Annotated in this window: 14 protein-coding genes; 7 read left to right on the top strand and 7 right to left on the bottom strand. The window is 78.1% G+C overall.

Going from position 1 to position 21,150, the window contains the following annotated elements:
• Positions 1-51 precede the first annotated feature (51 nt).
• The gene (locus CLV37_RS15155) at positions 52-1,326 is read right to left on the bottom strand and encodes an MFS transporter (RefSeq protein WP_106211809.1); all 1,275 of its coding nucleotides are present in this window, start codon (positions 1,324-1,326) and stop codon (positions 52-54) included.
• A gap of 301 nt (positions 1,327-1,627) precedes the next feature.
• Here CLV37_RS15155 and CLV37_RS15150 point away from each other — a divergent pair, with 301 nt between their 5' ends.
• From CLV37_RS15150 to CLV37_RS15135, 4 genes are all read left to right on the top strand, one after another.
• Entirely contained in the window at positions 1,628-2,437 is an 810-nt protein-coding gene (locus CLV37_RS15150) for an ABC transporter ATP-binding protein (RefSeq protein ID WP_245885422.1), read from the top strand.
• Positions 2,434-3,801 (top strand): FtsX-like permease family protein, encoded by a 1,368-nt coding sequence (locus tag CLV37_RS15145; protein ID WP_106211805.1) that lies wholly within the window; start codon positions 2,434-2,436, stop codon positions 3,799-3,801. Before CLV37_RS15150 ends, CLV37_RS15145 begins: the two co-directional genes overlap by 4 nt.
• 104 nt (positions 3,802-3,905) lie before the next feature.
• Complete coding sequence (locus CLV37_RS15140) at positions 3,906-8,312, top strand: SpoIIE family protein phosphatase (protein ID WP_106211803.1); 4,407 nt, start codon at positions 3,906-3,908, stop codon at positions 8,310-8,312.
• Positions 8,313-8,399: 87 nt separating this feature from the next.
• A complete protein-coding gene (locus CLV37_RS15135; protein ID WP_106211801.1) occupies positions 8,400-11,150 on the top strand; it encodes a helix-turn-helix transcriptional regulator in 2,751 nt (916 codons plus the stop codon).
• A gap of 7 nt (positions 11,151-11,157) precedes the next feature.
• On the opposite strand, the gene CLV37_RS15130 is transcribed toward CLV37_RS15135, so the two are convergent.
• From CLV37_RS15130 to CLV37_RS15120, 3 genes are all read right to left on the bottom strand, one after another.
• The gene (locus tag CLV37_RS15130) at positions 11,158-12,174 is read right to left on the bottom strand and encodes an SLAC1 family transporter (protein ID WP_106211799.1); all 1,017 of its coding nucleotides are present in this window, start codon (positions 12,172-12,174) and stop codon (positions 11,158-11,160) included.
• Between the two features lie 67 nt (positions 12,175-12,241).
• Positions 12,242-13,204, bottom strand: a complete 963-nt coding sequence (locus tag CLV37_RS15125) for an alpha/beta hydrolase (RefSeq protein ID WP_106211797.1) — start codon at positions 13,202-13,204, stop codon at positions 12,242-12,244.
• A gap of 42 nt (positions 13,205-13,246) precedes the next feature.
• Positions 13,247-13,993 carry an alpha/beta fold hydrolase gene (locus CLV37_RS15120; protein ID WP_106211795.1) on the bottom strand — a complete coding sequence of 249 codons (747 nt, stop codon included), beginning with the start codon at positions 13,991-13,993 and terminating at the stop codon, positions 13,247-13,249.
• A 205-nt stretch (positions 13,994-14,198) separates the two neighbouring features.
• Here CLV37_RS15120 and CLV37_RS15115 point away from each other — a divergent pair, with 205 nt between their 5' ends.
• Both CLV37_RS15115 and CLV37_RS15110 read left to right on the top strand, forming a co-directional pair.
• The gene (locus CLV37_RS15115) at positions 14,199-16,937 is read left to right on the top strand and encodes an ATP-binding protein (RefSeq protein ID WP_106211793.1); all 2,739 of its coding nucleotides are present in this window, start codon (positions 14,199-14,201) and stop codon (positions 16,935-16,937) included.
• A 74-nt stretch (positions 16,938-17,011) separates the two neighbouring features.
• Positions 17,012-17,896, top strand: a complete 885-nt coding sequence (locus CLV37_RS15110; protein ID WP_106211791.1) for an MBL fold metallo-hydrolase — start codon at positions 17,012-17,014, stop codon at positions 17,894-17,896.
• Positions 17,897-17,911: 15 nt separating this feature from the next.
• On the opposite strand, the gene CLV37_RS15105 is transcribed toward CLV37_RS15110, so the two are convergent.
• On the bottom strand, positions 17,912-18,760 hold the full coding sequence (locus CLV37_RS15105) for a phosphotransferase enzyme family protein (RefSeq protein ID WP_170127289.1): 849 nt from the start codon (positions 18,758-18,760) through the stop codon (positions 17,912-17,914).
• A 91-nt stretch (positions 18,761-18,851) separates the two neighbouring features.
• On the opposite strand from CLV37_RS15105, the gene CLV37_RS15100 reads away from it, so the two are divergent.
• Positions 18,852-19,628: an SDR family NAD(P)-dependent oxidoreductase gene (locus CLV37_RS15100; RefSeq protein ID WP_106211787.1), complete on the top strand. Its 777-nt coding sequence runs from the start codon at positions 18,852-18,854 to the stop codon at positions 19,626-19,628.
• A 22-nt stretch (positions 19,629-19,650) separates the two neighbouring features.
• On the opposite strand, the gene CLV37_RS15095 is transcribed toward CLV37_RS15100, so the two are convergent.
• Together CLV37_RS15095 and CLV37_RS15090 are read right to left on the bottom strand one after the other, a co-directional pair.
• On the bottom strand, positions 19,651-20,283 hold the full coding sequence (locus tag CLV37_RS15095; RefSeq protein WP_106211785.1) for an FMN-dependent NADH-azoreductase: 633 nt from the start codon (positions 20,281-20,283) through the stop codon (positions 19,651-19,653).
• Positions 20,284-20,311: 28 nt separating this feature from the next.
• Positions 20,312-21,073: an SDR family oxidoreductase gene (locus CLV37_RS15090; RefSeq protein ID WP_106211783.1), complete on the bottom strand. Its 762-nt coding sequence runs from the start codon at positions 21,071-21,073 to the stop codon at positions 20,312-20,314.
• Between the last annotated feature and the right edge of the window lie 77 nt (positions 21,074-21,150).

The following is a 21,150-nucleotide window of genomic DNA, read 5'->3' as shown; positions in this document are numbered from 1 at the left end:
GTCGGGGGTTCCGGGTCGGGGAGAGTCCCGCCCCCGGGCGGCGGGGAGGTTTCAGCCGCGGGCCGGGCGGCGCAGCATCGCCAGGGCGGCCACCGCGGCCAGCACCACGACCGCCACGGCGTACCCCCGCGCGGTCGTCAGCAACCCCGGGCCGTGGACGACCAGGAACCCGGCGAGCACCGCCGGCAGCCCCAGACCGAGGTAGGCCGCGACGTACACCGAGGACAGCACCCCGGCCCGCTCGGACGGTTCGGCCCGGGGCACGACCAGGCGGATCCCGCCCTGGAAACCCGCGCCGAAACCCACCCCGGCGACGGCCGTGCCGAGGAAGAAGACCGCCGCCGACGTGCCGGACAGCGCCAGCAGGGTCAGCGCCATCCCGGCCGCCAGCGCCACGACCGCGACGACGACGCCGGTCCGGGCGGCGGTCGAGTACGTCGCGGCCACGGTGACCGCGGCGACGGCGGTCTGCAGGGACAACGTCGAGGCCCCCGCGAACGGCGAGTCCCAGCCCAGGACGGTCCGCACGAGCGAGGGGGCCAGCGAGCCGTACAACCCAGCCAGCGCCCACACCGCGAACACCACCGGCGCCGCGACGGCGAACGGGGCCCGCAACCGGCGCGGCAGCCCGATGCGCGGCACCAGCGAGGACAGCGCCCGGGCCCAGGCGGTCCCGTCGCGCCGGACGGTCTCGGGGGCCAGCGCCACCGCCACCCCCTGCAGCACGTACAGGGCCAGCAGCAGCAGGTACACCAGGTGGGTCGGCCACGGCAGGAACTGCACGACGGCGGCCGACAGCACCGCCCCCGTCGCCGTGCCGACCGGTGGGGCCACGGAGTTCGCGAGCGCCCCGCGCCGCGGGTCGACGTCCAGCGCCATCGCGCCCGCCGCGCCCACCGCCGCGCCGGTCGAGAGCCCCTGCAGCACGCGGGCGAGCAGGAGCTCGGCGACCTCCGGGGCCGTGGCCAGCACGAGCACCGCCACGACCTGCACGGCCAGCGCCACCAGCAGCACCGGCCGCCGGCCCAGGTGGTCGGACAACCGGCCCAGCACCAGCAGGGCCAGCAGGACGGCGAGGGCGTAGACGCCGAAGACCACGGTCGTCGTGAGCGCGCCGAAACCCCACTCGCGCTCGTAGGTGGCGTACAGCGGGGTCGGGGCGCTGGAGGAGGCCAGCACGGTGACGGTGATCGAGGCGGGCAGCAGGGTGCGGGCGAGGGTGCCGGCCCGGCGCGGCGCGCCCGGCTCGACCGGCCCGGGGCCGGTCGCGGCGCGGTGCGCGGTGTCGGCCGGGGCGGGCGGGCGGTGGTCCGGGGGTGCGGGCACGGCGGGTCCTTCCGGTGCGGAGCGGGGGGTGGCGTCCACCGGCCGGGCCGGTGGTGCCTCGCCTCCCGGACGCTAGGAGCCGCGACGGTCCGCGGGCATCAGCACGATGACCACCTCCGTCCCCGGACCGGTGCGGGGGGCGACGGGAGGTGCCCCCGGCCTCGGTCCGCGGGCGGACGCCCCGCGTCCCGGCATCGGCCGGACCGCCACCGGCGGAGCCCCGCACCCGCGACGAACGCCCGGCAGGTCCAGTGCTTCGACCGATGCCGGACCCGGGTGGCGGTTCGTAACGTCGCAGGACGTGAGCACCTCCCCGGACGAACCGACGGTCCCCCGTCCCACCCCGCCGCCCGCCGTCGCACCCGCGCCCCTGCTGCGGGCCCGCGACCTCGTCAAGACCCACCCGGGGCCGGACGGGACCCCCGTGCCGGTCCTGCGCGGGATCTCCATGGAGGTCGCGGCGGGGGAGCTGGTGGCGGTCGTCGGTCCCAGCGGGTCGGGCAAGTCCACGCTGCTGCACTGCCTCTCGGGGCTGGACCGTCCGTCGTCCGGGACCGTCGAGATCGCCGGGACGGAGCTGGGCGGGCTCAGCCGCGGCGCCCTGGCGAAGCTGCGGCGCGAACGGGTCGGGTTCGTCTTCCAGGCCTACAACCTCATCTCCTCCCTCACCGCGTGGGACAACGTCGCGCTCCCGGCCCGCCTGGCGCGCCGGACCGTGCGCGTGCAGAACGTCGACCGCGCCCTGGCCCGCGTCGGCCTGGCCGACCGCGCCCGCGCCAAGCCGTCGGCCCTGTCCGGGGGGCAGCAGCAGCGGGTGGCCGTGGCGCGGGCGCTGGCCGTGGACCGCGACCTCGTGTTCGCCGACGAACCCACCGGCGCCCTCGACACCGCCGCCGGCGCCCAGGTCCTGGACCTGCTGCGGGCGGCCGCGTCCGGGTCCCGCGCCGTCGTCCTGGTCACCCACGACCTGCAGGCCGCGGCGCGCGCCGACCGCGTCCTGGTCCTGCGCGACGGGCTCCTGCACGCCGAGCTGCGCGGGGCCGGGCCCGCCGAGCTCCTGGCGGCGGTCACCGCCGCCGCTGCCCCGGCGGCCGGCGCGGTGGGCCGGTGAGGGCGCGGGCCACCGCCCGGCTGGTGGTCGGCGACGTCCTCGCCGACCCGCGCACGTGGACGGGGACCGCGGTGGTGGCCGCCACCGCCGCCGCCGTGGGGTCGCTGGCCGCCGCCCTCGTCGTCACCGCCGGGCGGGTCGGCGGCACCCGGGGCCTGGGGCTGTACGCCCTGAGCGGGACGGTCCTCGCCTTCACCCTCGTCGCCGGGGTCGCCGTCGTGGGGTCCGTGGCCGCGCTGACGGTGGAGCTGCAGCAGCGCTCCCACGCCTCCTGGCAGCTCGTCGGCGTCCCGCCCGCGGCGGTGCGCGTCATCGTGCTCGCCCAGCTGCTGCTCGTGGGGGCGGCCGGTGCCGGGGTCGCGGTGGTGGGGGTCCGTCCGCTGGTGCCCGCCGTGGGCCGGTGGGTGCTGGCGGGCACGAGCGGTCTGGACGGGGTGCGGCTGCAGGGCGGCGGCAGCGGCTGGGTGGTGGCCGGCGTGCTCCTCGTCGTCGTCGCCGGGGCCTGGCGCAGCGCCGGGGTCGCGTCGCGCGCCGAGGGTCTGCACCTGCTGCGCGCCCCCGTCCCGGTGCCGGTGCGCGTCGGCCCGCTGCGGTGGGCGGCGGCCGCGGTGCTGGTGCTGGTCGTCGTCTCGGTCGTCGCGAGCCTGGGCGGGCGCCGCAGCGTCGAGGAGCTGGCCGCGGCGCAGTCGGCGCTGCTGCTGCTGTCGCCGCTGACCGCCGGGGTGCTCGTCCTGCTGTCCCCCCTCGTCACCGTGCCCGTGCTCGCGGCCTGGACGTCGCTGGTGCCCGCGCGCGCCTCCGCGTCGTGGCACCTGGCCCGGGCCGCGGTGGCCCACGCCGCGGGGCGCAGCACCGCGGTGAGCGCGCCGCTGGTGCTGGCCGTGGCCCTGACCGGCGGCCTGTTCGCGGGCAGCGGCACCCTGCGCGACGCCCTGTCGTCCCTGGGCGTGCCGGCCACCGCCGTGTCGGCCCGATCGGTGGTCCTGGTGCTGGGCGGACCGCTGCTGCTGGCCGCGGTCGGCGCCGCGGCGACGGTCTTCGTGGCCGGCCGCACCCGCGACCGCGAAGCGGCCCTGCTGCTGGCCGCCGGCGCCACGCCCGCCGCGGTGCTGCTCGCCGCGGCCTGGGAGGCGCTGATCCACGTCGTCACCGCCACCGTGCTGGGTCTCGTCGGGGTGTTCACCACGGCGGCGGCCGCCGCGTGGACCGTCTCGGCCGCCGTCCCGCTGCGCCCGCCCGCGACGGGGCTGCCCGCCACGCTGGTCACGGCCGGTGCGGCGCTCGTCCTGCTGCTCGCCGCGACGGTGCTGCCGACGGCGGTGGCGCTGCGGCGCGACCCGGCGCGGGTGCTGGCGGCCGAGTGATCCGGGAGGCCCGCCCGGGGCGACGGCCCCGCGAAGTTGAGTCATCCGACCGGTGACGGCGGGGTGCGGCCGGACCACGATCGCGGTCGAGCCGAGGAGGACCCGTGACCACCACCGACGACCGGACCCTGGTCGAGACCACCGCACGTGCCGGCGGACGGGGACGAGGTGCCCGGTCCGCCGCTGCGCCCGCGGTGGTGCTCCCCCCGCCGCCGGTCCCGTCGCGGGTCTCGGGGGAGGGGGCCGCGTCCCCCGTCGACGCGTCCCCCCTCGACGCGGGGGTCGTCGGGCGCGAGGACGAGCTGGCGCACCTGCGCGGGCGGCTCGCGGCCTCCCGCGAGCACGGCGTGGCGGTGGTCGTGGAGGGCGAGGCGGGCATCGGCAAGACCACCCTCGTCTCGGCGCTGGTGCGCGCCGCCGGTCCCGGGACCCGGGTGCTGCGCTGCACCGGTCTGGACGCCGAGACCGCCGGCGGCTTCACGGGGCTGCACGAGCTCCTGCACCCCCTGCTGCCGCAGGTCGACGCGCTGCCGCCGAGGCAGCGCTCGGCGCTGCTGACCGCCTTCGGCCGCGAGGACGGTCCCGCCCCCGACCGGCTGCTCACCGGTCTGGCCGCGCTGGGGCTCCTCGAGGAGGCCGCCGCGGCGGGGCCCCTGCTCGTCGTCGTCGAGGACCTGCAGTGGCTCGACGCGGCCAGCGCCGACGTCGTGTCCTTCACCGCCCGGCGGCTCACGACCTCCCCGGTGCTGCTGGTCGCCACCGTGCGCACCAGCGGCACCACCTCCTCCCGCTGGCGCGCCGCGCCCTGGGAGCACTTGGAGCTGCGGCCGCTGGCCCCCGCCGCGGCGGCCGCGCTGCTGGACTCCCGCGTCACGGGGCTGCGGCCCGCCGCCCGCGCCCGGGTGCTGGAGGAGGCCCGGGGGAACCCGCTGGCCCTGCGGGAACTGGGCAGCGCCCTGGCCGCCGCCGGCCACGTGCTCCCGCCCGGGCAGGGCCTGCCCACGACCCAGCGGCTGGAGCGGGCCTTCCTCGCCGACGTCCACCGGCTGCCCCCGGCCACCCGCCGGCTCCTGCTGCTCGCCGCCGCCGAGGGCGGGGAGATCCCGCTGTCCCGGCTGGTCGCCGCCTCCGGCGCCCCGGGCCGCGCCGTCGCCGACCTCGACCCCGCCGAGCACGCCGATCTCGTCGCCGTCACCCACGGCCAGGTCCGCTTCCGCCACCCCCTGGTGCGCTCGGCCGTCTACGGCGGCGCCGGCCTGCCCGAGCGCGCGGCCGCCCACCGGGCCCTGGCCGCGGTGGCCCCCGACCCCGACCGGGCCGTGTGGCACCGGGCGGCCGGCACCCACGTCGCCGACGAGGACGTCGCGGCCGCCCTGGAGGCGAGCGCGCACCGCGCGGTGCGCCGCGGCGCGCCCGAGGAGGCGTTCGCGGCCGTGGAACGCGCCGCGGCGCTGTCCCCCGACGTGCCCGCCCGCGTCCGCCGGCTCGCCGCCGCCGGCGAGGTCGCCCGCCGGGCCGGGCTGGCCGCGGAGGCGGCCCGCGTGGTGCGGGCCGCCGTCCCCCTCGCCGAGGACCCCGCGGTCGTGTGCCGGCTCGCCCTCACCTCCAGCGTCCTGTCGGTCGTCCACACCGGCGACGGCCGCGAGCCCGCCGACCTGGTCCGCGGGCTCGTGGAGGTCTGCGAGCGCCTCGCCGGCCCCGACGGCGACGGCGCCGTCGAGCAGCGGCTGTGCCTGCTGTTCCGCGCCGCGGTGCAGGCCGCCGGTTTCGGGGCGGACGAGCGCGTGCGGACCCTGGTCGCCGACGCGCTCACCGCCCTGCCCGTGCCGGAGGGCCACCCGCTGCTGGACGTGGCCCTGGCGGCCCTGGACCCGCGCCGGTACGCCGGGCGGGTCTGCGGCCGCTTCCCCGCCCTGGCCGCGCACGCCGCCCAGCGCCAGCCCGACGGCACCGCCCACGTCGCCCACGTCGCCGAGGCCGTCCACGACCTGCCGGGGGCGCGCGAGGTGTGGGACGTGGCGGTGCGCGCCGCCCACGACGCCGGCGCCGTCTCCGACGAGGCCCACGCCCTGGCCGGGCGCGGGTCCCTGCGCGTGGTCACCGGCGAGGTGGAGGGGGCCGTGGCGGACCTGCAGCTGGCCCTGCGGATCGCGCTGGAGTCCGAGCAGCTGCTGATGGCCGGGTACGTCGAGGCCCTGCTGGCCCGGGCCCACGCCTGGCGCGGGGAGCACGTGCAGGCCCTGGCCGCGTGCGCGCGCTCGGCGGAGCTGACCGGTCCCCGGCCGTTCGCCATCACCGCCGCCTCCCGGTCCTGGGCGGCCGGTCTGGTCGCCCTCGCCGAGCAGCGCCCCGCCGACGCCTGGACCCAGCTGCAGGGCGTCGGGGTGCACCCGCCGACCGCCGCGCTGGCCCTGGGTGACCTCGTCGAGGCGGCCGTGCGGACCGGCCGGGCCGAGGCGCTCGCCACCGCCCGGGCCGCCGTGGACGCCGCCGAGCGCGACGCGCGGGCCTTCCCGGCGGCCTCCCACCTGCGGGCGCTGGTGCACCGGGCCCGGGCCCTGCTGCACACCCACGACGGCGACGGCGAGGGGGCGCGGGCCGCGTTCGAAGCGGCCGGGCGGGCCGGGGCGGACGGCTCCTGCCCGCTGGAGCTGGCCCGCACGCGGCTGCTGCACGGGGAGTGGCTGCGCCGGCAGCGGCGCATCGTCGACGCCCGCGAGCTGCTCGCGGCCGCGCTGACGGGGTTCGAGACCGCCGGGGCCCGGTCCCTGGCCCGGCGTGCCGGGGCCGAGCTGCGCGCCGCCGGGGTCGTGCCCGCGGTCGCGGCGGACGCGGACGGGCAGGACCCGGCCGCGCTGCTGACGGCCCAGGAGCTGCAGATCGCCCGCCTGGCGGCCGGCGGCCTGACCAACAAGGAGATCGCGGACAAGGTCTACCTGTCGCACCGCACCGTCGCCGCGCACCTGTACAAGGCCTTCCCCAAGCTCGGCATCACCCACCGGACCCAGCTGCGCGACGCCATCGCCGGTCCGCGCGCCCACCCCGCGGGCACCGACGGGCCCGTCCCGGCCGCCGCGCCCCCGGACCCCGCGCCGGGACCCGCACCCGTGCCGGTGGGGACGGCGGGTGCGTCCCCCGACGTCGCCCCCGCCCCGGCCGCCCCGGCCGCCCCGGCCGCCCCGGCCGCCCGGTTCGCGGACGTCGCCGTGGTCGCCGCCAGCGCCGACGAGGTCGCCGCCGCGGCCGCCCGGCAGCTCATCGCCGAGTTCGACCCCACGCTGGTCAGCGTCGTGCTGCGCGGCCCGCGCCCCGGGGTGCTGCGGCACTGGTCCGTGCGCGGGGGCGGCCTCGACGTCGACGCCCACGGCTGGCGCACGGCGTCCCTGCCGCGCGAGTCGCCGTCCCTGGCCCCCGGGCGAGGGGGGCGGGGGGACTTCCACGAGACCCTCGACACCTTCGAGACCCGCTGCCCCCTCGTCCAGTCGGTCGTCCGCTCCGCCGGGCTGCGGGCCCTGGTGGACCTGCCGCTGGCGGCGTCCGGGCGGGTCGTCGGCTTCCTCGTCCTCGGCTGGGACACCGAGCAGGACCTGCCGCCGGCCGTGCGCGGGGCGCTGGAGGAGTTCGCCGCGACCTGCGCCCGGGCGCTGGAACGCGTCCTGGCCGCCACCCGGGGGAACTCGCTGCTGCGCTCGCTGCAGGCGGTGGTCCCCGGGCGGCTGGTCTCCACGCCCCACGCCCAGCTCGCCGGCCGGCGCCTGGCCGCCGGGCTGGCCGGGGGACCGGGTCCGCACGCCGGGGAGGAGGTCGGCGGGGACTGGTACGACGCCTTCGACGGCGAGGACGGCTCGACCGTCCTGATCGTCGGCGACGTCACCGGTCACGGCCCGGCGGTCGCCGCCACGGCGGCCTCGCTGCGCGCGGTGCTGGCCAGCCACGCCCTCGAGCGCCCCTCCCCGGCGCACGCCCTGACCCGCCTGGACTGCGCCGTGGAGCGCCTGGCCCTGCCCGCCGGGGCCACCGCGGTCGTGCTGGAGGCGGCGCCGACCCCGGCGGGGGACTACCGCCTGCGCTGGTCGAACGCCGGGCACCCACCGCCGCTGGTGCTGCTGCCGGACGGCGCGGTGGTGCCGCTGCGCAGCGCCCCCGAGCTGCCGGTGGGGGTGGACGTGGACGCCGTGCGCCGCGACCACCAGCGCGAGGTGCCCGCCGGCTCGACCCTGGTCCTGGTCACCGACGGGGTGCTGGAGACCCGCACGCAGGACGTCGTCGCCGGGTTGGGGAAGCTGGGCGCCGACCTGGCCCGCAGCAGGGGCCTGCCCCCGCAGGTGCTCGTGGACCGGTTGCTGGAGGGCGTCGCCACGGAGGTGGAGGACGACGTCACCGTCCTGGTCGCCCGGCTCGGTCCGCTCGCTGCCGACCCCACCGACCCCACCGGTCCCGCCCGGCCCGCGCTGCCCGCCCAGGCCCTTCCCCCCGTCCCCGCCGCACCGGCGCCGGGGGCGCTGCTCTGACCCGCTGACCCGCCCCGTCACCGGCGCGTACTGTCGTCCCCCTGCGACGGGCCGCCCACGGCGGGCGCCGGGAGGAGGGCAGCGAGGGTGATCGGCCGCGAGCGGGAACTGGCCCGCTTCGACGAGCTCCTCTCCGCGCTGCGCTCCGGCGGGGGAGGCGGCGCCGTGCTGGTCGAGGGGGAGGCCGGCATCGGCAAGACCACCCTCGTGACGGCCGTCGCGCGCACCGCGCAGGACGCCGGGTTCCTCGTGCTGCGCTGCCAGGGGTTCGAGGGCGAGGCCGCCACCGGCTTCGCCGGCCTGCACGAGCTGCTGCACCCCGCCCTGGACCAGGTCGACGCCCTGCCCCCGCGCCAGCGCTCCGCGCTGCTGACCGCCCTCGGCCTGCAGGCCGGCCCCTCGCCGGACCGGCTGCTCATCGGCCTCGCCGTCCTGGGCCTGCTGGAGGAGGCCGCCGCGACGCGGCCCGTCCTGCTGCACGTCGAGGACGCGCACTGGCTGGACGCCTCCACCGCGGAGGCCGTCGCCTTCGTCGCCCGCCGCCTGGGCGCCGCGCCCGTGCTGCTGGTGGCCACGGTCCGCCGCGACCCCGCCGCGCCCACCGCGCAGCCGTCGACGGCGGCCCTGGAGGAGGTCGCCGAGGTGCTGTCCCTGGGGCCGCTCGACGACGACGACGCGCGACGCCTGCTGGACTCCCTGGACCCCCGGGGGACCGACCTCGGCACCGCGGGCCGGCGACGGGTCCTGGACGAGGCGCACGGCAACCCGCTGGCGCTGCGCGAGTTCGCCGCCGCGCTCGACGGCGGGACGGCCCTCACCAGCGGCCCCCTGCCCACGACCCGGCGCCTGGAACGGGCCTTCCTCGACGCCGTCGCGCCCCTGCCGGTCCCCAGCCGGACGATGCTCCTGCTGGCCGCCACGGGCGAGGACCTCCTGGTCGCCGAGCTGCTCGACGCCGCCGCCGCGCTGGGCCTGGCCCCGCAGGACCTGGACCTCCTCGAACGCGAGGGGCTGGTCGACACCACCGGCGGACGCGCGCGGCTGCGCCACCCGCTGGTGCGCTCGGCCGTCCACGGCGCGGCCTCCTCCGCGGAGCGGTTCCGGGCGCACCAGGCCCTGGCCGCGGCCAGCCACGACCCGGGGCGGGCCGCCTGGCACCGCGCCGCCGCGGTGCCCGATCGCGACGAGGCGGTCGCCGCCGAGCTCGAGGCGGCCGGGACCCGGGCCGCCGAGCGGGGTGCGCGCAGCGAGGCGGCCGCGGCCCTGCGGCGGGCCGCCGAACTCACGCCCGACCCCTCCCGGCGGGCCACCCGGCTGCTCAGCGCCGCGCAGTACCTGCGCCAGGCCGGGGCGACCGCCGAGGCCGCCGCCACCCTGGACACCGCGGCCGCGCTCGTCAGCGCACCGCAGGAGCGCTTCCAGGTGGCCTACCTGCGCTCGATGCTCGGCATCGCTGCCGGTGAGGCGCCCCACGACACCGGGCGCTTCGTCCACGAGGCCCTGGAGCTGGACGACGAGCTCGCCGCCGCCGGCGACCCCGGGCAGCGCGTCGTCGTCCTGGCCAACGCCGCCTTCCACGCCGCCAACCAGGCCACCGACGCGACGTGGCGCCGCGCCGTCCACGACCGGCTCGCCGCGGTCGACGCCGGCCCGCACCCGCTGCAGCAGCTGGCGCTCGCGGTCGTCGACCCGCGCGCCCACCCGGACGTGCGGGACCGGTTGCCGGACCTGCTCGCCACGTTCGCCGACGAGCCGTACATGCTGCTGGCCCTCGGGCAGGTCGCGGAGCGGTTGCAGGACCTGCCGATCGCGCAGGCCGCGTGGAGCCGGGCCGTCGAGGCGTTCCACCGCGCCGGGTCCCCGGGCGACGAGGGGCAGGCCCTCAACGGCCTGGCGTCCGTGCGGGTGGCCCGCGGGCAGCTGACGGAGGCGTTGCAGGACGCGGAGAACGCCCACCGCACGGGGGTGGACGTGGGGATGGCGATGGTCGCGGCGTCGGCGAGCGCGACCGCGGCCCGCGCCCTGGCGCTGACGGGGCGGACGGCGGAGGCGGCCGAGGCGCTGGCCCGGGTCCGGGCGGCCGGCCCGGCCGACGCCGTGCCGCAGGTGCCCGCGGGCGCCTCGTGGGCGGCCGGCCTCGTCGCCCTGCAGGAGGGCCGCTCCGGGGACGCGCTGGCCCACCTCCTCGACGTCGGCACCTACCCGCTGTTCGCGGCGTGGTCCGTGGCGGACCTGGCGGAGGCCGCCGCGGGCGCGGGGACCCCGACGCAGGCCCTGCCCGCCCTGGAACGGGTCGCACCCGAGGCCGAGCTGTTCGGCTCCGACCACCTGCGGCTCCTGGTCCACCGGGCGCGCGCCCTCCTGGCGGGCTCCGGCGCCGAGGAGCACTTCCTGGCCGCCCTGGCGGCCGGTGAGCGGGCCGACGCCCCCGTGGAGCTGGCCCGGACGCAGCTGGCGTACGGGCAGTGGCTGCGCCGCGAGCAGCGTCCCGTCGACGCCCGTCCCGTGCTGGCCGCCGCGGTGGGCGGGTTCGAGCGTCGCGGGGCCCGGGCGCTGGCCGAGCGGGCGGCCCAGGAGCTGCGCGCGGCCGGGGGCGCCGTGCGGGCGGGCGACGTGCGCCCGGGCTCCGGCGCCCCGCTGACCGCCCAGGAGCTGCAGATCGCCCGGCTCGCCGCGCAGGGGATGAGCAACAAGGAGATCGCCGACCGGCTGTACCTGTCCCACCGCACGGTGGGGGCGCACCTGTACAAGCTGTTCCCCAAGGTGGGGATCACCAGCCGCGCCCGGCTGCGGACCGCGCTGGCCGACCTCGACCTCCTCGGCCCGGCCGCCGGCTGACGCGGGCTCAGACGGCCGGTACCCGCGCGAAGTACGTGCCGCGGGCCAGGGCGAGGACGGTGCGCGCGACCAGCGCCGCGTAGCCGAGGGTCAGGACGGCCAGCACCACGACGACCCAGGCCCTCCACCCGGCCGGCGCCGTCAGGTGCAGCCAGGTGACGGCGGTGGTGGCGAGCGCGGCGTAGGAGAAGCTGAAGGACCAGAACCCCGGGCCGAACGCGGACCGCAGGTACAGCGGGACCAGCCTCACCTGCACCAGGGCCATGAACACCGCGTACCCGGCCAGGAGGACGACGACGGTGTCGGAGCGGCCGCCGTTCAGCGTGAACCACGCGTTGCTGGCCACCACGGCCGGGGCGACCTCGATGGCCATCGTCGGCAGCAGCGGGGCCGGCAGCGCGGGCTGGGTCATGAGGCGCACGAGCAGGATCGAGCCCAGCACCAGCCAGGACACCGCGCCGTAGCCGAACGCGACGAGGCCGGCGTCGTGCCAGCCCACCTTCGCCAGCGACTGCGCGGCGACCAGGCCCCCGGCGACGCTGGGCAGGAAGTACCCGGGGTGCCAGCGCTGCAACGGCCCGGGGGAGGTGATCCACCCACCGGTCAGGTGCGCGCCGAGCAGCACGGTGCCGAGGACGCCCACGACCACGACGACCTGCCCGGCGGTGCCCTGGTAGCCGTGCAGCCACGCCCCGAGCAGCATCACCGGTACGAACCCCAGCGCGGTGAACGGGCCCAGGGTGGGGTCGGCCACGTCGGAGGCCAGCCGCCGGTGGCGCGGCGCGTCGCGCAGGTAGGCGACGGCGACGACGACGTGCACGAGCGCGGCGGCCGCCCACAGCGCCGTCGCCGGCCAGGTCGGCAGGCCGACGGCGGCCGCCGCGGCGGTCCAGGTGGCCGCCAGCCCGGCGAGCCCGAAGGACGTGCCGAACAGGTTGGGGGTCAGACGGACCCGGGTGGGGGCCACCGGCGCCACCACCGGCGCGGGTGGGGGTGCGGGGGTGAGCGGGTCGGTCGTGGTCACGGTGCCGGTCCCTTCGGGGAGGAGGGCCCCGCGGGCCCCGGTGCGGGGCCCGCGGGGCGGGTCGAGGTCAGGAGTCGGTGGACAGCGCCCGCCGGAGGAAGTCGACGGCCTGGTCGATCGCGGCCTCGGCGGCGTTCGTGGCGCGCAGCGGGTTCAGCCCGACGAAGTCGTGGACGATCCCCTGGTACCGGGTGGCCGTCACCGGGACCCCGGCGCGGCGCAGCCTGTTCGCGTACGCCTCGCCCTCGTCGCGCAGGACGTCGGCCTGCCCGACGATCACCAGGGCCGGCGGCAGGCCGGTGAGCTGCTCGATGCTGGCCTTCAACGGCGAGGCGTACGGCTCGGCGCGCTGGGCGGGGTCGGTCGTGTACTGGTCCCAGAACCACTGCATGCCCTCGCGGTGCAGGAAGTACCCGGTGGCGAACTCGTGGGAGCTGGGGGTGTCGAAGTCGGCGTCGGTGACGGGGTAGAACATCACCTGCGCCAGCAGGGGGACCCCGCCGCGCTCCTTGGCCATCAGGGCCAGGACCGCGGTCATGTTCCCGCCCACGGAGTCCCCGGCGGCGGCGATGCGGGTGGGGTCCAGGCCGTGCTCGGCGCCCTCCTTCGCGACCCACTGCGCGACGGTGAACACCTGCTCGATCGCGACGGGGTACTTCGCCTCCGGGGACAGGGCGTAGTCGGTGAAGACGACGGCCGCCCCGGTCCCGACGGCGATCTCGCGCACGAGGCGGTCGTGGGTGTCCTTGCCGCCGTACACCCAGCCCAGGCCGTGGGTGTAGATCACGACGGGCAGCGGGCCGGTCGCGCCCTGCGGGCGGGTGATGCGGACCGGGACGGAGCCGGTGGGGCCGCCGGGGACCTCCAGGTCCTCCTGGTCGACGGGCAGCAGGTGCGGGTACCCGGACTGCAGGGTGGTGGCGATCTCGCGGCCCTGGGCGGGGGTGAGCTGGTACAGGAACGGCGGGGTGGAGTTCGCCTCCACGAACGCCTGGGCGGCGGGTTCGAGCACGATCTCGATCTCGGTCACGACGGGACTCCTCGGGTGGGGTGGTGGGTGGGGTGGTGGGGGTCAGACGGAGGCGGTGGCCCGGCCGGCCGTGGTGAGCGCCTCGACGATCACCTCGGCCACGACGTCGGGCCGGGAGACGGCGATCGCGTGCGAGGCGCCGGGGACCTCGCGGGTGCCGGCCGCCCCGGCGCGCTGGGCCATGAACCGGTGCGCGGCCACGGGGATGTTGAGGTCCTGGTCGCCGAAGACGAACCACGACGGCAGCCGGGTCCACGCGGCCTGCGTCGTCAGCGGCGCAGCGAGGGCGGCCTCGGTGACGGGGCGCTGGGTGAGGGCCATCACCGCCGCCTCCGGGAGCGGGACGTCGGCGGCGAACTGGTGGTGGAAGGCGTCCGGCGCGATGCGGAACTCCACCCCGCCCGAGGAGACCGGGTAGGTCTGCAGCGTGTCGGCGAGGGTGCTGCCGGGGAACCGGTTCGACAGGTCCAGCGCCGACTCCCCGGTCTGCGGGGCGAACCCGGCGACGTGGACCAGACCCACGACGGACGGCAGGTCGGCGGCCGCCGCGGTGATCACCGCCCCGCCGTAGGAGTGGCCGACCAGCAGGACCGGCCCGGCGACGGAGGCGACGACGTCGCGGACGTAGCGCGCGTCGCCCTCCAGGTCGCGCAGCGGGTTCGCCACGGCCAGCACGTCGACGTCGCGGGCGCGCAGCCGCTCGACGACACCCGTCCAGCTCGCGGACTCGGCGAAGGCGCCGTGCACCAGCACGACGGTGGGGGTCTGCTCGGGGGTCGGCTCGGGCACGGGGGGCTCCTCGGAAGCGGTGGGTCCCGGTCACCCGGGCGTGCCACCGACCTTCCCGGCCGCCGCCGGTCCCGGGCATCAGGAGGATGACTCACGTTCGCGGTCCCGGGCCGTCCGCCGCTCGCTAGGCTGACGGGCGGCGGTACCGAGGAGTCGTCCCGACGAGGACGCCGGGACCGCTGAACGGGAGCACGACGCACCGCAGATGACGACGTCCACCGGCCCGCACGACCCGGCCGCCGTCCTCGTGGGACGCCTCGACGAGCTCACGCTGCTGCGCGGCCTGCTCGGGCAGGCCGCCGCCGGCCGGGGTTCGGGTGCGCTCGTGGTGGGCGAGGCCGGCCTCGGCAAGACCGCGCTGGTCTCCGCGCTCGCCGCCGAGGCCGCCGCGACGGGGTTCCGGGTGCTGCGGTGCCGGGGGTTCCGCGGCGGCGAGGGGACCGGTTTCGCAGGGCTGCACGAACTGCTCCACCCCGTCCTGGACCGCGTCGACGCCCTGCCCGCGCGCCAGCGCGAAGCCCTGGAGGTGGTCTTCGGGCTCGCGGACGGCGCCGCGGTGGACCGGCTGGTCCTGAGCCTGGCCACCACGGGGCTGCTGGAGGAGGCGGCGCAGGCCGAGCCGCTGCTGCTCGTCCTGGAGGACCTGCACTGGGTGGACCCCTCCAGCACCGAGACCCTCGTCTCGTTGCCGCGGCGGCTGGACGGCGCCCGGGCCCTGGTGCTGGCCACCACCCGCCCCGACCCGTCCCGCCCGTCCCCGGCCCGCGACTTCCCGCACGTCGTGCGCCTGGGGCCGCTGCCCCCGCGCGAGGCCAAGGCGCTGCTGTCCGCCCGCCGCCCCGACCTGCCGGCCCGGGTCCGGGCCCAGGTGCTGGAGGAGTCCCTCGGCAACCCGCTGGCCCTCACCGAGCTGGCCACGCAGTGGACCCGCACCGGCGGGGCCGACGGCGGGCACCGCGTCTCCATGAGCCGGCGCCTGGAGCAGGCGTTCCTCGGCGAGGTCCACGGGCTCCCCGCCGGCACCCGCCGGGCCCTGCTCGTCGTCGCCGCGGGCCAGGACGCCTCCCGCCCGGAGGTCCTCGGCGCCCTGGACCTGCTGGGGCTGGGGGAGCAGGACCTGGCACCGGCCGAGCGGGTGGGGCTGCTGGGCTCCGAGGGCGACCGGTTCCTCTTCCGCCACCCCCTCGTCGGCTCGGCCCTCTACGACGGCGCGGGGTCCGCCGAGCGTTCGCAGGCCCACACGGCCCTGGCGCGGGCCGTGCCCTCCCCGGCGCGGCGCGTCCAGCACCGCGCCGCCGCCGTGACGGGCTGGGACGCGGGGGTCGCCGCCGAGCTCGCCGACGTCGCCGAGGCCGTCTTCCGGCAGGGGGCGACGGCGGAGGCGTCGACGCTGTGGCGACGCGCGAGCGCGCTGACCCCGCAGCCGCAGGACCGGGCGCGGCTGCTGTCCTCCGCCGCCGAGGCGGCGCGGCAGGCGGGCGCCTCGGTGGACGCGGCGGCGCTCCTGACGCAGGTGCGCGCGGTCGTCGCCCCGACGCAGTTCGAGGTCGTGCGCCGTGCCGCCCGCACGGACTGGTTGCTCAGCATGACCGCCGACCACCGGGGGCGCAGCACCCTCGACCTCGTCGACCTGGCCCGGGGCCTGCCCGGCAGCGCCGACCGGGTCGAGGTCCTCGTCTGGGCCGCGACGAAGTGCTCCGTCCTGCAGGAACCCGACGACGTCCGCGCCGCGGTGCGCTCGGCCCTGGCCGGTGAGGACCCCGGCAGCAGCCTGCGCCGGATCGGGCTGGCCCTGGTCGACCCCCGCGCCCCCCTGGACGTCGCGACGTTCGAGCGGTTCCGCACCGAGGTGCAGGACGTGGACGGCGTCCTGCTGAACTGCCTGGCGTTCTCGGCCGAGGACGCCGGCGACCTGGTGGTCGCCGAGACGTGCTGGAGCAGCGCCGTCGACGCCTTCCACGCCTCCGGGCGCGCCGGCGACGAGACGATCGCCCTGTGCGGGCGGGCCACCCCCCGCGTCACGGCGGGTGACCTGGCGGGTGGGCTGGCCGACGCCGAGCAGGCCCTGCGCCTGAGCCGCGAGCTGGACCTGCCCGTCGTGGCCGCCATGGCCGCCGCCGTCGTGGCCCGGGCGCGCGCCTGGGGCGGTGAACGCGACCGCGCCCTGCAGGCCCTGCGGCAGGCCGAGGCCCTCCCGGCGGCCGCGCCGTTCGCGCGGGTGGCGGCGAGCGCCGCGTGGGCGGCCGGGGTGCTGGCCCTGACCGACGGGCGGTACGCGGACGCGCTGCGGGAGCTGACCGGGACGGCCGCCAACGCCTCCGTCGCCCTGTGGGCCGGTGGGGACCTGGCCGAGGCGGCCGTCCGCACCGGCCGGCCCGACGCCGTCCACGACTGGCTGCGCACGGCGTCCGACGTCGTGCGGGTCAGCGGGTCGGTCCACCTGGAACTGCTGCTGGAGCGTTCGCGCGCGCTGCTGGCCGACGACGGCACGGCCGAGCAGCACTTCCGGGCCGCGCTGGAGCTCGGCCGCCGCGGGGGGACGGGCCTCGACGTGGCCCGCACCCGGCTGCACCACGGCGAGTGGTTGCGCCGCCAGCGCAGGATCACCGAGGCGCGGGAGCAGCTCGTCGAGGCCCTGCGGTTCTTCGAGGAGCACCTCGTGCTGCCCCTGGCCGAGCGGGCGCGCGTGGAGCTGCGGGCCGCGGGCGGCGCGGACGACGCCGGGGCGGACGCGGGACCCGCGCGCGACCTCGCGGTCCGGTCGCTGACCGCGCAGGAGCTCATGGTGGCCGTGCTGGCCGCGCAGGGGCTGTCCAACCGGGAGATCGCGGACCAGGTGTACCTCTCGCACCGGACGGTCGGCTCGCACCTGCACCACGCCTTCGCCAAGCTGCAGGTGAACCGGCGCTCGCACCTGGCCGACGCGCTCGCCGGACGGGTGTGACCGCCCGCGCCGCCCGGCGCGAGCAGTGGTTCGACCGATGCGTGGGACGCGCCGTTCTCCCTAGCGTCCGGGGCATGACGACCTCCCCGGCCAGCGCCGCCAGCACGCTCACCGCGACCTTCCACGTCAGCCCGTACAAGACCGTGCGCGACCCCCTGCCCAGCTGGGACCGGGCGCAGCCGGCCACCTGGCCCGCCACGACCTGCACCCTGGTCAGCGGCGAGCGCGAGGCGGTCCTCGTCGACGGCCTCGTCACCGAGGCGGAGTCGCTCGCGCTGACCGACTGGATCGTGGGCAGCGGCAAGCGGCTCACGCGCGTCTACGTGACCCACGGGCACGGGGACCACTTCCTGGGGCTGGGCGGCACCCTGGCCGCTTTCCCCGGCGCGGACCTCGTCTGCCTGCCGCAGGTCGCCCCCGAGGCCGCGGCCCAGGCCTCGGCGGGCGGCCGGGCGGTGTGGGAGGGCATCTTCCCCGGGCAGCTGCCGGCCGAGCTCGTCGCGCCGGGACCCTTCGACGGGGAGCTGGAGGTCGAGGGCCGCCCGCTGCACGTCGTGGACGTCGGGCGCAGCGACACCACCCCCACGACCGTCGTGCACGTGCCCGACGCCGACCTCGTCCTCAGCGGGGACGTCGCCTACGACGGCATCCACCCGTACCTGGCCGCCGCCGACGCGGCCGGGCGCCGCGAGTGGCTCGCGGCCCTCGACGCCGTCGAGCGGCTCGGCGCCCGGCGGGTCGTGACGGGGCACCGCGACCCGGGCGCCCCCGACGAGGACGCGGCCCGCGTCCTGGACCAGACGCGCCGGTACCTCGTCGACTACGACGAGGCGGTGGCCGCCAGCGACAGCGCCGCGGAGCTCATCGCCCGGGTGACGGCCCGGTACGGCCACCTCGGCAACCCGTACACCCTGCACCTGTCGGCCGCCGGGGCGTTCCCTGCCGCGTCGGGGGCCTGACCGGGGTGCCCGGCGTCAGAACCCGGTGTGGCGCTCCAGCCACGGCACCAGGGCGCCGAGCCACGCCGCCTCGGCGGCGTTGAGCGGGCGCACCGACTCGTACCCCTGCCGCAGGGCGTCGCGGGCGGCCGGGGGCGTCGGACCCCAGTCGGTGAACCGCGTCGCGAGGAACACGCTGGCCTGGGCGAGGTCGTGCACGCGGTGCTCGACGCGGACCTCGTCGAAGTCCAGGATCCCCACGACGCGGGAGTCCCGGGTCAGCAGGTTCGCGGCGCGGTAGTCGCGGTGCACGAGCTGGGGGACGTCGTCGAGGTCCGGCAGGCCCGCCACGAGGTCCGCGCCGCCGGAGGCCGCCACGCGCTCGCGCAGGTCGCTCGCAGCGGTGGCGCGGCCGGCGAGCGCGGTGTGCAGCCGGGCCAGCCAGGCGCCCGCGTCGCGCACGGCGGCGAGGTCGCCCACGTCGAGCCAGTCGCCGTCGAGCTCGGGCAGGACCGCCGCGGACAGCGGGCCGAGCGGGCCGTCGAGCACGACGCGGACGCGACCGCCCGTGTCGGGGAGCGGGTCGGCGACGGGGAGCCCGAGACCGGCCAGGGCCCGCAGCAGCCGGGTCGAGGTGTCGAGACGGGCGAACCGGTCCGGGTCGCGGCAGAGCTTGACGACCGTTCCCGGTGCGGCCCAGGCGATGAGGTTCTGGTCGCTGAGCACGACGCGCGGGACCGCCTCGACGTCCAGGCCCCAGGTCCCGCGCAGGACACCGGTGATCCACGCGCCGACGTCGTCGAGGCCGGTGAAGCCGAAGCGCTCGCGCAGCGCGGTCGCGGCGTCGACGGGCTCCCACAGCATCGACACCCCGGGCGGCAGCACGGGGCCGAGCGTACGGACCGCGCACCGGGCTCGCGGGGCACGTCGACCCGCGCGGGTGCCGACCGGCGCACGGGCCGGTAGGAAAGGCGTCGTGCGCATCGACCTCACCGGGAAGACCGTCCTCGTCACGGGCTCCAGCTCCGGCATCGGCCTGGCCATCGCGCAGGGCCTGGCCGGCTGCGGTGCCGCCGTCGTCCTCACCGGCCGCGACCCCGGCCGGCTGGAGGCGGCGGCCGCGACGATCGACGGCGACGTGCGGACCGTGGCGGGCGACGTCACGAGCGTGTCGGGCCACTCCGACCTCGTCGCCGCCGTCCCCGAGGTCGACGTCCTGGTGAACAACCTCGGGATCTTCGGGGCCGCCGACCCGCTGGAGATCAGCGACGACGAGTGGCGCCGGTACTTCGACACCAACGTCCTCACCGCGGTGCGCCTCACCCGCCACTACCTGCCCGCCATGACGGCGAAGGGGTGGGGGCGCGTGCTCTACACCTCCAGCGACTCCGCCGTCGTGACGCCCGCGGAGATGATCCACTACGGCGTCTCGAAGACGGCGCTGCTCGGGGTCCACCGGGGTTTCGCGAAGGCGGCCGCCGGGACGGGCGTCACGGTGAACTCCGTCCTCGCGGGACCCACCCACACCGAGGGCGTCGAGGAGTTCGCGCGCGAGCTCGTGGGCGACGGGCCGTGGGAGGAGAAGCAGCGCGAGTTCATGACGCGGTTCCGGCCGCAGTCGCTGCTGCAGCGGCTCATCGAACCCGAGGAGATCGCGAACATGGTCTGCTACCTGGCTTCGCCGCTGGCGTCGGCGACGACGGGGGCCGCGGTGCGCGTCGACGGCGGGTACGTGGACGCGATCCTGCCCTGAAACCCCGTCGCGGCCAGGGGACTCAGAGGGTCAGGGCGAGTTCGCGCGCAGCGGCCTGCGCGGCTTCCAGTTCGGCGTCGGCGCGCTCCTTGAGGTCCGCCAGGTCCGGCAGCCGGTCGGCGAGGGTCGCGCTGGTCTGCACGACGTGCACCTGCATGCCGAGCGAGTTCCCGAGGATGATCTGCAGCACCGGGACGCCGTGGTCCCAGCTCTCGGTCGGGGTGCCTGCGTCGTAGGTCGCCCCGCGGGCGCTGACGACGACGGCGGGCCGCCCCTTCAGCGGCTGCGACCCCTCACCGGCCAGGGCGCCGGGGATGTGGACGTGGTCCAGCCACACCTTCAGCGTCGAGGGGACCGTGTAGTTGTACAGCGGCGCGCCGACGACGAGGACGTCCGCGGCGAGGAGTTCGGCGTGGATCTGCTCCGTGAGCGCGTCCTGGTCGGCGGGCACCTGCGCGTCCGGGCGGCGGTCCGCGGCCGGCCAGTGCTGCTCGTTCGTCGCGAAGTGCGGCAACGGGTCGCGGTGCAGGTCGCGGTGGGTGACGGTGAAGTCGTCCCCGCGGCTCCTCCAGGCCTCGGCGAAGGCGGCCGTGACGGCCCGCGACCGCGACGTCGTGAGGTCGGCGGAGGAGTCCAGGTGCAACAGGTGCGGCATGCGCGCAGGCTACCCGCCGGTCCGGTCCCTACCCCTGGACGGTCGGCAGCACCACGAGTTCGGCGACGTTCACCCGCGCCGGTAGCGCCGCCGCCCACGCCACGGCCTCGGCGACGTCGGAGGCGGGGATCGCGGGGACGGCCTCGCGGAACCCGGCCAGCCGTTCGCGGGCCTCGGCGTCGAGCATCCCGCTGCCGAGGTCGCTGGCCGTCATGCCCGGTTCGAGGGTGCGGACCCGCACCCCGCGCGGGCCGAGTTCGACGCGCAGGCCCCTGCCCAGCGCGGCGACGGCGGCCTTGGTCGCCGAGTAGGTCGCGTACCCGGGCCAGAAGTTCGTCGAGGCGACCGAGCCGATGAGCACGAGGTCGGCGGGTCCGTCGGCGGCGAGCAGGTCGTCGACGAAGGCGTGCGCGGTGTCGATCAGCCCGGTGACGTTCGTGGCGACCATCGCGGACAGTTCCCGGTGCTGGGCCGTCGCGAACGGCGCCCCGAGCATGACGCCCGCGTTGGCCACGACGAGGTCGGGGCGGCCCAGCCCGGCCCGGACCCGGGCGGCGGCGTCGGCGAGGTGCTCCGGTCCGGCGGTCACGTCGGCGACGACGGCGAGACCGCCGATCTCGGCGGCGACGCGGTCGAGCTCGGCCGCGCGCCGGCCCAGGACGGCGACGCGGGCGCCGGCGGCGGCCAGGCGGCGGGCGGTGGCCTCTCCGATGCCCCCGGAGGCTCCGGTGACGACGGCGGTGCGGTGGGTCAGGTCGGTGGTCTGGTCGGTGGTCTGGTCGGTGGTCATGCCCCGAGGTTCGGCCCGCCGCCGGTGCCGTTCCAGACCGTGCGGACAGGGGTAGCGGCGGGGTCACCCCTCGCACC

Source organism: Kineococcus rhizosphaerae (assembly GCF_003002055.1).
GTDB lineage: Bacteria > Actinomycetota > Actinomycetes > Actinomycetales > Kineococcaceae > Kineococcus > Kineococcus rhizosphaerae.
This window is presented reverse-complemented; position numbering and strand designations above follow the sequence as displayed.